The organism is Acidovorax sp. LjRoot117 (assembly GCF_964252695.1).
In the GTDB taxonomy this organism is placed as follows: domain Bacteria; phylum Pseudomonadota; class Gammaproteobacteria; order Burkholderiales; family Burkholderiaceae_C; genus Acidovorax.
Genome location: NZ_CAXUPO020000002.1, coordinates 522,966 through 536,353, shown reverse-complemented (window position 1 = coordinate 536,353; position 13,388 = coordinate 522,966). Strand labels below are relative to the sequence as shown.

12 protein-coding genes are annotated in these 13,388 nt (G+C 67.3%); 6 read left to right on the top strand and 6 right to left on the bottom strand.

Annotated elements, in window-relative coordinates; translation table 11 throughout:
- Positions 1-81: 81 nt before the first annotated feature.
- Complete coding sequence (locus tag ACSQ3D_RS07805; RefSeq protein ID WP_436126483.1) at positions 82-1,014, top strand: LysR family transcriptional regulator; 933 nt, start codon at positions 82-84, stop codon at positions 1,012-1,014.
- On the opposite strand, the gene ACSQ3D_RS07800 is transcribed toward ACSQ3D_RS07805, so the two are convergent.
- Positions 991-1,935, bottom strand: coding sequence for a LysR family transcriptional regulator (locus ACSQ3D_RS07800; RefSeq protein WP_436126482.1), 945 nt, complete (start codon positions 1,933-1,935; stop codon positions 991-993). The two genes, ACSQ3D_RS07805 and ACSQ3D_RS07800, sit on opposite strands and share 24 nt — an antisense overlap.
- 93 nt (positions 1,936-2,028) lie before the next feature.
- Between ACSQ3D_RS07800 and ACSQ3D_RS07795 the strand changes: the two genes are divergently transcribed.
- Positions 2,029-2,883: an EamA family transporter gene (locus ACSQ3D_RS07795; protein WP_436126481.1), complete on the top strand. Its 855-nt coding sequence runs from the start codon at positions 2,029-2,031 to the stop codon at positions 2,881-2,883.
- Positions 2,884-2,910: 27 nt separating this feature from the next.
- On the opposite strand, the gene ACSQ3D_RS07790 is transcribed toward ACSQ3D_RS07795, so the two are convergent.
- Complete coding sequence (locus ACSQ3D_RS07790) at positions 2,911-3,951, bottom strand: LysR family transcriptional regulator (RefSeq protein ID WP_235503924.1); 1,041 nt, start codon at positions 3,949-3,951, stop codon at positions 2,911-2,913.
- Between the two features lie 121 nt (positions 3,952-4,072).
- Between ACSQ3D_RS07790 and ACSQ3D_RS07785 the strand changes: the two genes are divergently transcribed.
- Together ACSQ3D_RS07785 and ACSQ3D_RS07780 are read left to right on the top strand one after the other, a co-directional pair.
- Positions 4,073-5,161 carry a tartrate dehydrogenase gene (locus tag ACSQ3D_RS07785; protein ID WP_436126480.1) on the top strand — a complete coding sequence of 363 codons (1,089 nt, stop codon included), beginning with the start codon at positions 4,073-4,075 and terminating at the stop codon, positions 5,159-5,161.
- Positions 5,162-5,438: 277 nt separating this feature from the next.
- The gene (locus ACSQ3D_RS07780) at positions 5,439-6,404 is read left to right on the top strand and encodes a Bug family tripartite tricarboxylate transporter substrate binding protein (RefSeq protein WP_436126729.1); all 966 of its coding nucleotides are present in this window, start codon (positions 5,439-5,441) and stop codon (positions 6,402-6,404) included.
- A gap of 213 nt (positions 6,405-6,617) precedes the next feature.
- Here ACSQ3D_RS07780 and ACSQ3D_RS07775 read toward each other — a convergent pair whose 3' ends face one another.
- Positions 6,618-7,019, bottom strand: a complete 402-nt coding sequence (locus ACSQ3D_RS07775) for a hypothetical protein (protein ID WP_436126479.1) — start codon at positions 7,017-7,019, stop codon at positions 6,618-6,620.
- Positions 7,020-7,472: 453 nt separating this feature from the next.
- On the opposite strand from ACSQ3D_RS07775, the gene ACSQ3D_RS07770 reads away from it, so the two are divergent.
- Complete coding sequence (locus ACSQ3D_RS07770) at positions 7,473-8,036, top strand: hypothetical protein (RefSeq protein ID WP_436126478.1); 564 nt, start codon at positions 7,473-7,475, stop codon at positions 8,034-8,036.
- 17 nt (positions 8,037-8,053) lie between these two features.
- Entirely contained in the window at positions 8,054-8,629 is a 576-nt protein-coding gene (locus ACSQ3D_RS07765; protein WP_056412650.1) for a hypothetical protein, read from the top strand.
- A gap of 580 nt (positions 8,630-9,209) precedes the next feature.
- Here ACSQ3D_RS07765 and ACSQ3D_RS07760 read toward each other — a convergent pair.
- From ACSQ3D_RS07760 to ACSQ3D_RS07750, 3 genes are all read right to left on the bottom strand, one after another.
- The gene (locus ACSQ3D_RS07760) at positions 9,210-9,875 is read right to left on the bottom strand and encodes a methionine ABC transporter permease (protein ID WP_056168360.1); all 666 of its coding nucleotides are present in this window, start codon (positions 9,873-9,875) and stop codon (positions 9,210-9,212) included.
- A 20-nt stretch (positions 9,876-9,895) separates the two neighbouring features.
- Positions 9,896-10,942 (bottom strand): methionine ABC transporter ATP-binding protein, encoded by a 1,047-nt coding sequence (locus ACSQ3D_RS07755; protein ID WP_436126477.1) that lies wholly within the window; start codon positions 10,940-10,942, stop codon positions 9,896-9,898.
- 340 nt (positions 10,943-11,282) lie between these two features.
- Positions 11,283-13,340, bottom strand: a complete 2,058-nt coding sequence (locus ACSQ3D_RS07750; protein WP_436126476.1) for a PAS domain S-box protein — start codon at positions 13,338-13,340, stop codon at positions 11,283-11,285.
- Between the last annotated feature and the right edge of the window lie 48 nt (positions 13,341-13,388).

Sequence of the window (13,388 nt, the reverse complement as noted above, 5' to 3'; positions counted from 1 at the left end):
TGCACTCGACAGATAACCCATGGCTATCATTTATGATTTATATGTACTATTTGGTACATACAAACTTTTGTGCTGTCAGACATGCCTGAAAACACCCAGCTTCTGGTCTCCCAGATCCTCAACCGCCTGCGCATGCGCCAGGTGGCATTGCTGCTGAGCTTTGCGGACCACGGCACGCTGCGCCGTGCGGCCGCAGAGCTGGGCATGAGCCAGCCGGCGGCCACCAAGATGATTCAGGAACTGGAGTCGGCGCTGGGGCAGCGGCTCTTCGAGCGCGATGGCCGCGGCCAGAAGATGACGCAGGCCGGCGAGAAGGTGCTGGGCTTCTTCCAGGGCATGCGCGGCTCGCTGGAGTCGATGGTGCGCGAGCTCGACGAGCTGCAGCTGGGCAGCTCCGGGCGGGTGTCGGTCGGCTGCATCATGGCCCCGCTGCCTACGCTGCTCAACCAGGCCATCATCGCGCTCAACAAGACCTACCCGCTGATCACGATCCACGTGACGCTGGACACCAGCGACCGGCTGGTGGAGATGCTCAAGGACGGCTCCATCGACATCGCCGTGGGCCGGGTGGCGCCCGAGCACCGCGCCGACTTCATCTTTCAGCCGCTGGAAAACGAAACGCTGTCGGTGGTGGTGGGCGTGGACCACCCGCTGTCCACCAAGAAGCATGTTCCGTTCGACAGCCTGCTCGAATACTCCTGGATCCTGCAGCCCTCCGGCAGCCCCATGCGGGACGTGCTGGAGCAGGAGTTCCGCGCCATCCATGCTCCATTGCCGCGCGGGCTGGTCGAGACCGCGTCCATCCTGACCACCATGCGCCTGATCGCGGACACCACGATGATTGCGGTGATTCCCCTGTCGATCGCCGACATCTACGCGCGGCACAATCTGCTGTGCATCCTGCCCTGCCACATAAAGCACAAGATGGGCGCCTTCGGCTCCATCATCCGCAAGGACAGACCGCTGCCGGAGGCGGCGCGCTACTTTCTTTCAGGCCTGCACAACACGGTGTGAGGGCGGCGGCGGTGCCGCCACGTTGGCAAACGTGTCCAGCGCGCGCCACACCGCCAGGATGGCCGGGTCCTGCGCGTCGGCGGACCGGCGGGCGAGCCCCAGTTCGCGCAGCAAGGGCGGGTGCAGCGGGCGCACCTGCAGCTCCGCGCCGTCCGGCTCGCCATGCTGTCCCGCCACGCCCGGCTGCTCCAGCGGCAGCACGGCCACGCCATGGCCAGCCACCACCAGGCTGCGCAGCGCCAGCGGGTGGTTCAACTCCATGCGGGGCCGCGGGTTCAGGCCGGCCTGGGCGAACCAGCCGGCCGTGAGACGGTACATCAGCGTGGCCGGGCCGAACGACATCCAGCGCTGATCCGCCAGCCACTGGGGCGTGACCTGCGGCGGCGCGGGCCACGCCGCAGGCACCAGCGCCACCATGGGGTCGCTGCGCCAGGCGTCCACCTGCACCCCGCTGCCCGACGCCTGCGGCAGGGCCACGATGGCCAGGTCGAGCGTGCCTGCCACCAGGCGGGCCATCGACTCGGCAGAACTGAGCACATCCAGCTTCACGTCCACCCCGGGGCTCTGCTGGGCCAGCCACTGCATCAGCGGCGGCAGCAGGCCCGCGCTCACGCCGGCCGTGGTGGCCAGGCGCACCACGCCCTGCAGCCCCTGCGCACGCCGGTGCACCTGCTCCACCGCCTCGTCCGCAGCGGCCAGCAGCCGGCGCCCCGCGTCGACCATCACCTGGCCCGCGGCAGTCAGGCTGGCCTGCCGCCGGCCGCGCACCACCAACGTGGTCCCCAGGCGCGACTCCAGCTCACTGATGTGCAGGCTCACGGTGGGGGGCGCCAGGTGCAGGGCCTGGGCCGCCGCGGCCAGCGTTTTCAGGTCGGCGATCGCTATCAGCGTCTGCACTTGGTCGAGGTTGAGGTTTCGCATCAGAAATCCTGAATCCAATCATCATTGAACTCAACTTTACAGAAGTCTGCTTCAAAAAGATCATCACGCATCCAAATAAAATGCTGCGCCCTCATGCTCACAAACGACATTTTCTTCGTCGTGCTGCTGTCCGCGGCACTCAATGCCGGGTGGAACAGTGCCATCAAGGTGGGCGGCGACCGGATCACCGCCATGGCGATCACCACGCTGATGGGCAGCGGGTTGTCCCTGCTGGCGCTGCCGTGGGTGGACCTGCCGGCGTCGGCCAGTTGGCCGCTGCTAGCCCTGTCGATCGCGGTGCACACGGCCTACCACTTCGCCCTGCCCGTGGCCTACAACCACGGGGACATGGGGCAGGTGTACCCCATCGCCCGGGGCTCCGCGCCGCTGATGGTGATGCTGGGCGCCGCAGTGTTTGCGGGCGAATGGCCCGGCGTGGGCGCGGTGTGGGGCGTGACGTGCCTGTGCACAGGCGTGCTGTCGCTAGCGCTCATCCGCAGCGGCACGGGGAGCGGCCGCGCCCAGCGCAAGGCTGTGGGCTATGCACTGCTGACGGGGGCGCTGATCGCCGCCTACACGGTGATCGACGCCATGGGTGCGCGCCAGGCGGGTTCGGCCATCGGCTTTGCAGTCATCCTCACGCTAGGCGACGGCATTGCCACGGCGCTCATCGTGCTGCTGTGGAAGGGGCCCCGCACCTTCTGCGTGGACCGCGCCATGCTCTGGCGCTGTAGCGCCGCGGGCACCATGCAGATGGGGGCGTATTGGATTGCGGTGTGGGCGCTGGCACGGGCCCCCATGGGCGCGGTGTCGGCCCTGCGCGAGACCAGCGTGCTGCTGGTGGCGCTGATCTCCACCTGGCTGCTCAAGGAGCGCATGGGCCCGGCGCGCATCATGTCGGCCGTGCTGGTGTGCGCAGGGCTGCTCATGGTGCGGCTGTCGTCCTGAGCCACCAACTCCAGGCCCGCTGCGGCCTCACGGACTGCTGGCCGGGCGCTTTGCCGCCGCATCCCTGGCGCCCGGTTTCGTACCAGCCCTGGCCGCTTTCTTCGCACCAGGCCCGGGCCCTGCGCCGTCTCCCACGTCCACCCCCGCCAGCGTGCCCGACTTCGCCAACGCCTCAGCCAGAAACTTCACGAAGGTCTGCACCCGCGTCGAGAACTGGTGGCGCTGGGGGTACACCGCGTACACGTCGGCCGCAGGCGTCTGGTAGTGCGGCAGCACGGGCTCCAGCAGGCCCTGCGCCAGGTGCCTGTTCACGTCCCACTCGGCACGCATCACGATGCCGTGCCCCTGCAACGCCCACAGCACGGCGATCTCGCCGTCGTTCGTGGTCAGGTTGCCGGTGATCTTGATGGACTCGGTGTGGGCCTTGCTGCCCCGCCCGGTGGTCAGCCGCCACAGGCCGTAGGCCTCGTCGCCCTGGCGGATGCCGATGCACTGGTGGGCCATCAGGTCGCGCGGCACGCGGGGCCGGCCGTGGCGCTCCAGGTAGGCCGGCGCCGCGCACAGCACGCGCCGGTTGGGTGCGATGCGCCGGGCGATCACGCGGCCGTCGGGTGGCTCGCCGAACCGCACGCACACGTCGTAGGCGTCGTCGGTGATGGGTGGCGGGTGAACCGACAGCTGCAACTGCACATCCACCTCAGGGTACAGCCGCACGAAGTCGGAGATAGCCGGCGCGATGTGCATGCGCCCGAAGCCCAGCGTGGCGTTCACGCGCAGCAGGCCCTTGGGGCTGGCGCGGGACTGCACGATGAGCTCGTCCAGCGCATCGATCTCGCGCAGGATGCGGCGCGCGTGCTCCAGCAGCAGTTCGCCCTCGGGCGTGAGGCTCATGCGGCGCGTGGACCGGTTCACCAGCACCACGCCCAGGCGCCGCTCCATCTGCGCCAGGTGCTTGCTGACAGCGGCGGTGGAGACGCCCATCTCGCGCCCGGCGGCACTCAGGCTGGGGCTGGCGGCCAGGGTGGAGAAAAAACCCAGTTCGGCGGGCTGGATGGTGCTGGAACTCATCGGCTAAATCTTCAACCCAGGGTTAACGATGGATTCACTTTATCGCCGTTCCTGCGCCGCGTCCAGGCCTACAGTCCGCTCCATCCCTTCAGCCACCCACCGCGTTCAACGCCCTACCACCATGACCACCTACGCAATAGCCACCATTCCCGGAGACGGCATCGGCAAGGAAGTGATTCCCGCCGGCCAGCGCGTGCTCGAAGCCCTGTCCACCCAGCACCCCGGCCTGCAGTTCGAGTTCGAAAACTTCGGCTGGGGCGGCGACTGGTACCGCGCCCATGGCGTGATGATGCCGGCCGATGGGCTCGATGCCCTGCGCGGCAAGGACGCCATCCTGTTCGGCTCGGCCGGCGACCCGGACATCCCCGACCACATCACGCTGTGGGGACTGCGCCTGAAAATCTGCCAAGGGTTCGACCAGTACGCCAACGTGCGGCCCACGCGCATCCTGCCGGGCATCGACGCACCGCTCAAGCGCTGCGCCCCCAAGGACCTGGACTGGGTCATCGTGCGCGAAAACTCCGAAGGCGAATACTCCGGCGTGGGCGGCCGCGTGCACCAGGGCCACCCGATCGAGGCCGCCACCGACGTCTCCATGATGACCCGGGTGGGCGTGGAGCGCATCCTGCGTTTTGCCTTCCGCCTGGCGCAGTCCCGCCCCCGCAAGCTGCTCACCGTCATCACCAAGAGCAACGCCCAGCGCCATGCGATGGTGATGTGGGACGAGATCGCCGCGCAGGTCAGCCAGGAGTTCCCCGACGTGAAGTGGGACAAGGAACTGGTGGACGCCGCCACGGCCCGCATGGTCAACCGCCCCGCCACGCTGGACACCATCGTCGCCACCAACCTGCATGCCGACATCCTCTCGGACCTGGCCGCCGCGCTGGCCGGCAGCCTGGGCATCGCGCCCACCGGCAACATCGACCCGGAGCGCCGCTACCCGAGCATGTTCGAGCCCATCCACGGCTCGGCCTTCGACATCATGGGCAAGGGCCTGGCCAACCCCATCGGCACCTTCTGGTCGGTGGTGATGCTGCTGGAGCACCTGGGCGAGACCGAGGCCGCCCGGCAGGTGATGCAGGCCATCGAGCAGGTCACCGCCAACCCGGCCCTGCACACCCGCGACCTGGGCGGCTCGGCCACCACGGCGCAGGTGACCGACGCGGTCTGCGACCTGCTGGCGCGGGCACCGCTGCAGCGCGCGGCCTGAGGCGCGGCACGCCGTAGAGCCCCTGGCAAGGCGACCGTAGGTCACCACCCGCCAGGGGCCACGTCGTTGCAGGCGGAACGTTCATCAGAGCGCCAGCCGCACTCGCGCAGACATGGCCAGCGAAGCCATGCGCGCCCCACAGGTCCCCACCACAGGCCCTGCCACAAAAAACACAACGGAGACAACTATGAACCCCATCGCCCTTCCCCGTTCCACCGCCACGCAACGGCCCACCCGGGCTGCACAGCCGCACGCCCTGCCCTCACGCCGCAGCCTCATGGCTGGCGTCGCCATCGCGGCAGCCGTCTGGTGCTTGTCGGGCACCCAGGCCAGGGCGCAAACGCCAGCGTGGCCGACCAAGCCCGTCACGCTCGTCGTGCCGTTTGCCGCAGGCGGCACCACCGATGTGCTGGCGCGCGCACTGGGCGAAAAGCTGGGCGCGGCCCTGGGCCAGCCGGTGATCGTGGAAAACCGCGGCGGCGCGGGCGCCACCATCGGCGCCGACTACGTGGCCAAGGCCGCGCCCGACGGCCACACGCTGCTGATGGGCGCGGTGCACCACACCATCGCCACCAGCGTGTACAAGAAGCTCGGCTACGACTTTCAAAAGAGCTTTGCGCCCATCACCACCGTGGCCCTGGTGCCCAACGTGCTCGCCGTGGCCGCCACCACGCCCGCCAAGGATGTGAAGGAACTGGTGGCCTTGATCAAGGCCGCGCCTGACAAGTTCTCGTACGGCTCCAACGGTGCTGGTACCGCGCAACATTTGATCGGCACGCAGTTCGCCGCCGCCATCGGCCAGCCGCTGCTGCACGTGCCCTACAAGGGCAGCGGCCCGCTGACCACCGACCTGCTGGGCGGCCAGGTGTCGATGTCGTTCGACACGGTGACCCCCGTGCTGCCCCACATCAAGGCCGGCAAGCTGCGCGCGCTGGCAGTGACCACGGCCAGGCGGTCTTCGTCGCTGCCCGATGTGCCCACGCTGGCGGAAAGCGGCTTTCCGGGGTTTGACATCGGCACCTGGTTCGGCGTGCTGGCCCCCGCCCGCACACCGCCCGAGGTGGTGGAGCGGCTCAACGCCGAGATGGTCAAGGTGATCCAGTCGGCCGACTTCAAAAAGCGCATGCAGGACATCGGCGCCGAGCCCATCGGCAACACCCCGGCGCAAATGGCGCAGCAGATCGCGAGCGACACCGCGCGCTTTGGCAGGCTGGTGACGGAACACAAGATATCGACGGACTGATGCGCTGAGGCCTGGGGGCGCCCGTTGGCGGGTGCCAGGGCGGCAACCATGCACTGCGCCAACTCGCTCCGCCGTGCCGTGCCGCGCAGTGCAGTGCAGTGCAGTGCTGCACGCTCGTAGCGAGAGGTCGCGCGGCGCGAAACGGTTTCGGCGAGGCTGCTTGCGGACCCCAACAGATGCGCCTGCCGCTGCATAGCGCGGCAAGTTAGCGGTTCAGCGATTCAACGCACGCAGCAGTCCAGCGTGCTCCACCGCCAGGTCGGGCGACTGGTCGAAGTGGTGAAGGTACCGCGCACCAAACTCTCCAGGCTGATCCCGGTCGAGCCGCAGCAGGTCGCGCACCCGCTGAGCGACCACCGTGGGGGCGACGCTGTCAATGCCCTTGCCTTGCGCATCCAGCGCCTCGTCCAGCATCACGATCAACCGGCTCAACGGCTCCAGCCACCGCATGGACTCGTCGTACGCCATGAGCTGCAGAAACTGCCCCGCAGACTGCTGGCCGTGTTGCTTCTCATAGTCGCGCCGCTCCAGTTCCACCAGGGTGCGGTGCAAGCCCAGCAGGGCTGTGCGCAACTGGGCGCATTCGTCGGACGGGGCGTGGTTGGGGGTGGTCATGGGCTGGCGATCAGGAGTCGAGGGATGGGCGATGGTAGTGGCTCGGAAACGGTCTGGGAGAGAAGCAGCAGCCCTTCTGCCTAAAAATGCCTCTACCGCCCTCAACGAAAGCGCCACCAGCTATAAAAACCATAGCGAATGTGCCAGGACCAGAGTTCGGCTGCCCCCACCTGTCAGTCCCAACGGCGTCTTCAAATCGCCAAGTGTTGCTGCCCGGCCCAAAACCGGCTTTCAGCATTTTTTGCGCACGGCCCTCTCCTAGAATCGCCCCGCGAGTTTCGGCTGGTCAGCTGTCACTCGCAAGCAAGCAAGCAAGAGGGAGGCAGGAACGGGCCGTGCCCGCCGTCGGCGGAGACTGGCACGCACTCCTGCCTGGGATTTTCAATTTCAACATCAAGACATATGAAAAATAGAAACCGTTCGTGGTTATCCAGAGGCGCAAGTGCTCTGTTCATGGCGGCTGCCGTCTTCCTGACGGGTTGCGCATCCGTCTACGTCGATACCGCCACCAAGGAAGTTGGGGATGCGGACATCAGGCGCCCAGCCACCGCGATACCCGCCACGCTGGTCTTCGACTACCAGAACAGCGGCGCGCCCAACACGCGGGCCACGCAATTTTTGAAGGACCAGGTCACCGCCCAGGTGAAGAAAACAGGCATCTTCGAGATCGCCGCTGGCGAAGCCACAGGCAAAACAGCCTTGCTGACCATCACCATCAACAACGTGCCCATCACCAAGGATGCGGCGCAGCAAGGCTTTGTGACGGGCCTCACATTCGGCCTGGCAGGCAGCGCGGTCACAGACGGCTTTGTCTGCACCGTGACCTACGTGCCCGCCGACGGAAGCTCCACACTGGTCAGCACAGCGCGGCACGCCGTTCACACCACGATCGGCAATGCCTCGGCGCCGGCCAATGCCGTCAAGTCCGCCAGCATCGAAGAAGGCCTGCGCACCATGACCCGGCAGATCGTAGCCAACGCATTGCGGGACCTGTCCACCAACCCGCAGCTCAAGTAACAGCCCAAGGCACCACCATGAAAACCACACTCATCAAGCTCTTCGCTCTGGCATCCGTCGTCCTGTTCACAGGGTGCGCCCAACTCACCATGGGCGCTCCGCAACCCACCGCCGAAAACACCGCCAACCTGCGCCGCGCAGACCTGGCTGAAACGCGTGTGGGCTCGTTCACGCTGGACGCGGCCAAGCCTGCGACCATCGACAAGGGCCACTCGATGCGCGGTGTCAACACCTTGCAAGCCCCCACCAACAGCTCCTTCGCCGAGTACGTTCGCGAAAGCCTGAGGGTGGAGCTGGCAGCCGCCGGACTGCTCAACCCCCAAGCCGCCGCCGTCATCTCCGGCGTGCTGCTGGACACCCAGCTGGAGCCCGACATCGGCACCGGCAAGGGCTTGATCAAGGTGCGCTTCACCGTCATGCGGGGCACCGAAAAGCGCTACGAGAAGGACCTGACCGCCAAGGCTGAATGGGAATCCTCCTTCGTCGGCGCCATCGCCATTCCTGCGGCAGCGCAGAACTACGAAGGCCTGTACCGCAAGCTCGTCGGCCAGCTGATCGCCGACCCGGATTTCCGCAAGGCACTGGCCAAGTAACCAGCGCGCGGTGGCGCCAACGACCGCCACCGCCCCCCCACTGAAAAGGCCTTCTCTGCCACAAGCGGAGAAGGCCTTTTCTGTTGGCAAGGCAGAGCGTCGGACGGTCGGGCGCGTGGCCCGGACACCCACCGCGGAGAGGCCCCGTGACTGCGCCGGCATGTGCCGGGCCAGAACCGCAGCACCGTGTCCTTATACGCAGCGGGCCCGAACGCTGCAGGTCCACATGCCCGGCCCCTTCCACGCGCCACAGCTCCTTGGGTTCAGAAACCGCGCGCGGGCCAGCATCTGCGTTCTGTCTGCCCGCACGCCGTGCAGCAGCTGCACGGCCCCCTTGCCGGGCCGTCCTGTGGCCAGCCACCCCGCCACGGCCTGCCCGGCGGATGTGTGGGCCAGAAACGCCCGCACCGGAAAATCGTGCGGGGCGGGGCCGATCTTCCGATGAGCAGGATGACTGAGTAACTCGCCCGCAGCCACAGCTGCCAGGGCGAAAGTCGCCACCCCTGCGATACAGGCGAAGACAAGGCGTCGAACCCGCATGCCTGGGATGCCTACAAGGTGGCTGGCACCGGCCCCGCCCTCACCGGTGGCTCAGCCTGCGCACCGCCCAATCGCCCAGGCTCTGCACCGCCTGCACGAAGAAGATCAGCACCAGCACCACGGCCAGCATGATCTCGGGCAAGAAGCGCTGGTAGCCGTAGCGGATGCCCAGGTCGCCCAGGCCGCCGCCGCCGATGGCGCCGGCCATGGCCGAGTAGCCGGTCAGGCTGACGAAAGTGATGGTCAGGCCCGCGACGATGCCGGGCAGTGCCTCGGGCAGCAGCACCTTCCAGACGATCTGGCTGGTGGTGGCGCCCATGGCCTGGGCGGCTTCGACCAGGCCGTGGTCGACCTCACGCAGTGCGGCTTCGACCAGGCGTGCCACGAACGGCGCGGCGGCGATGGTCAGGGGCACCACGGCGGCGGCCGTGCCGATGGACGAGCCGGTGATGAAGCGCGTAAACGGAATGATCGCCACCAGCAAGATGATGAATGGCGTGGACCGCACGGCATTGACCAGCCAGCCCACGAGCTTGTTGGTGGGGCCGTTTTCCAGCACGCCGCCGTGGTCCGTCAGCCGCAAAAAGACGCCCAGCGGCACGCCGATGAGGCCGCCGACGATGCCGGAGATGCCCACCATGATGAGCGTCTCCCACAGCGAGGACGCGAACAGGTCGAGCATGGCGGGGGTGAAGTTGTTGAACATGGGTCGTAGTCCTTTTCTGTTCAGGCCGCCACGGCGACTTCTTCGACCTCGACACCACCCGCGCGCAGGTGCGCCACGGCGCCGGACAGGCGCTCGGCCTCGCCGCTGGCGTACACGGCCAGCGAGCCGAAGGTCTCGTCCTGGATCTCGTCCACCTGGCCGTGCAGGATGCTCATGTCCACGCCGAACTCGCGGATCAGCTGCGACAGGATGGGCTGGTAGGCGCTGTCACCCGCGTACGACAGGCGCAGCAGCCGGCCGGTGCGCCCGGCGCCCAGCTGGCTGGCGAGCTTGCGCACGTGGCCGAGCACGCTGGGGGGTAACTCTTGCGGCAAGATCTCGTCGATCAGGCTTTGGGTGATGGGCTGCTGCGGGCGGGTGAAGACCTCCAGCACGCGGCCCTGCTCCACGATGCGGCCGGCCTCGATCACGGCCACACGGTCCGCCACCTGCTTGATGACCTGCATCTGGTGCGTGATGAGCACCACGGTGAGGCCCAGCTCGCGGTTGACCTGGCGCAGCAGGTCCAGGATGGAGCGTGTGGTCTCCGGGTCCAGCGCGGACGTGGCTTCGTCGCTCAGCAGCACCTTGGGCCGGCTGGCCAGCGCGCGCGCAATGCCCACGCGCTGCTTTTGGCCGCCGCTGATCTGCGCGGGGTAGCGGTCTGCCAGGGCCGACAGGCCCACCAGCTCCAGCAGCGGGTTCACGCGCTCGCGGATGGCCGCCTTGTCCATGCCGGCCAGCTCCAGCGGCAGCGCGGCGTTGTCGAACACGGTGCGCGACGACAGCAGGTTGAAGTGCTGGAACACCATGCCGATGTCTCGGCGCGCTTCGCGCAGTTGCGAGTCATTGAGCTGGGTCAGGTCTCGGCCATCCACGATGACCTGGCCCGTGGTGGGGCGGTTGAGCAGGTTGATGACGCGCACCAGCGAGCTTTTACCCGCGCCGCTTTTGCCGATGATGCCGAACACTTCGCCGGACGTGATGTGCAGGTCAATGCCCTTCAAGGCCTCGACCGGGCCTTGTGAGCCCTGGTAGGTTTGGGTGATACCCCGTAAATCGATCATGGAAATGCCAGAGCGCCGCACAGGCTGTTGTCAACCCGCTGCGGCGCCCATGTCAGTGAAAAAAAGGGATGCAGGAAATGTATCGGCAAAGCCTCATATCTCAAACGATAGAAAAATCGATTGGTTAGACCTGACGCTTATATGAACAGTGCTAGCGGCTGCACTTGCTATATTATTGATAGCATTCAGCGCTTACCAGATGCGCGGTAGAAGGCATTTCAGATCACAGGCGGGCATACCAGTGCAAACATGAACACACCGGCCCGTTGGGCCAGCGTCAGGCACGCACGGATCAGAGTCCGACAGATCAGCGCCGTCGCGCCCCTGACAGCGCCCCAGCCTACCCGCCCGTCCCCATCACAGCATGCACCTTGTTGACCAACGCCTGCGCATCGAAAGGCTTGACCAGCAGCTCCATCTGCGTGCCCAGGAACTGCGGGTTCATGGCCGCCTGCTCGGCGTAGCCCGTCATGAGGATGATCTTGATGGCGGGCAGCTTTTCGCGCGCGTAGTCGGCCACCTGGCGGCCGTTGGGCCCGGGTAGCCCCACGTCGGACAGCAGCAAATCGAAGTGCACGGCACCCGACAGCAAGGCCATGGCCGCGCTGCCCGACGCGGCCTCCATCACGTAAAAGCCGTTGTCGCGCAGCAGCTCCACGGCCAGTGCGCGCACGGTGTCGTCGTCTTCCACCACCAGGGCCGAGTCCGGGCGGCGCGGGCTGGTGAGCGGGGTGGCAGGCTCGGTACGCTCGGCAGGGGCTTCGGCGCGCGACCGGCAAAAGTACAGCGACACGCGCGTGCCCTGCCCCACGGTGCTCTCCAGCACGGCCATGCCGCCGGACTGCCGCATGAAGCCGTAGATCATCGACAGCCCCAGCCCCGTGCCCTGCCCCAGCGGCTTGGTGGTGAAGAACGGGTCGAACGCGCGGGCCATCACATCGGCCGGCATGCCGGTGCCGGTGTCGCTCACGGCCACGCGCACGTAGTCGCCAGCGTCCAGGCCCAGCACCGAGTCGTCGCCCGATGCCTGCAACTGCACGTTGTCGGCCGCGATGCGCAGGGTGCCCCGGTCGGGCATGGCGTCGCGGGCATTGATACAAAGGTTCAGCACCGCGTTGTCGAACTGGTGAACGTCGGTGTACGCCGGCCACAGGTCCGGCTGCAGCGACATCTGCAGCGTGATGTTTTCGCCGCAGGTGCTGCGCACGATGGTCTCCAGGCTGCTCAGCGACGCGCCCAGGTCCACCGCGCGCGAGTCGAGCGGCTGGCGGCGCGAGAACGCCAGCAGCCGCTGCGTGAGCGCCGCTGCGCGCTTGGCGGCGGCCAGGCCGGCGTCGATGTATTTGCCCGCCTCTTCCTCGCGGCCCTGGGCAATGCGCTGGCGGATGATCTGCAGCGGCAGGACGATGCCCTGCAGCATGTTGTTCAGGTCGTGCGCGATGCCGCCCGTGAGCTGCCCCAGCGCTTCCATCTTCTGGCTCTGGCGCAATTGCTCCTCGGCGCTGCGCAGGGCCTCGGCCTGGGCGCGCTCCTCGGTCACGTCGCGGCCCACGGCCTGCACGAAGCCGTCGGCCGGCGCGGCCGTCCACGCCACCCAGCGGTCCGTGCCGTCACGGTGGCGGTAGCGCAGCGTGCCCTGGCGCTTGGGCGCGCCCTTTTGCAGCGACTGAAGCTCGCGCACCAGCGTGGGCTCGTCCTCCGGGTGGGCAAAGGCCTGCACGGGCCGGCCCACGGTTTCTTGCTCCGTCCAGCCCAGCACCGACGTCCAGGCCGGGTTCACCGCCACGATGTGGCCGTCGAAGCGCGTGACCATCAGCAGCGCGTCCGAGCCGAGCCACAGGCGGTTGCGGTCGGCCGTGCGCTCGGCCACCTGCTGCTCCAGCGACGCTGCGGCCTCGCGCAAGCGCCGCTCGGCTGCCACTTTGCCGGTGGTTTCGATCACCGTGTCCATCATGGCGACCACGGCGCCGTTGTCGTCGCGCACCGGGCTGTAGCAGAAGGTGAAGTACGCCTCTTCGCTGTAGCCGTGGCGGTTGATGGTGAGCGGAAAGTCCTCGACAAAGGTGGACTCGCCCTGGAACGCCTTGTCCACGATGGGGCCGATCACATCCCACACCTCGCTCCACACCTCCTGCACCGGGCGGCCCAGCGCGTCGGGCTTGTCGCCCAGAATGGTGCCAAATGCATCGTTGTAGAAGCAGTAGCGGTCCTCGCCCCACATCAGGCACTTGGGAAAGTCCGACGACAGCACCATCTCCACCGCAAACCGCAGCGCCCGCGGCCAGCCTTCGGCGGGGCCCAGCGGGTGACTGGCCCAGTCGTAGTGCCGGATCTTGTCACTCATCACGCCAGCGGCGTGCGGAAATCCAAGGGATGCGGGCGGGAAGGAATCGGTCATGGCAAAAAGGTCGGCCCGGAGTCTGTGTCGTAGTGGATGATCCAAAGT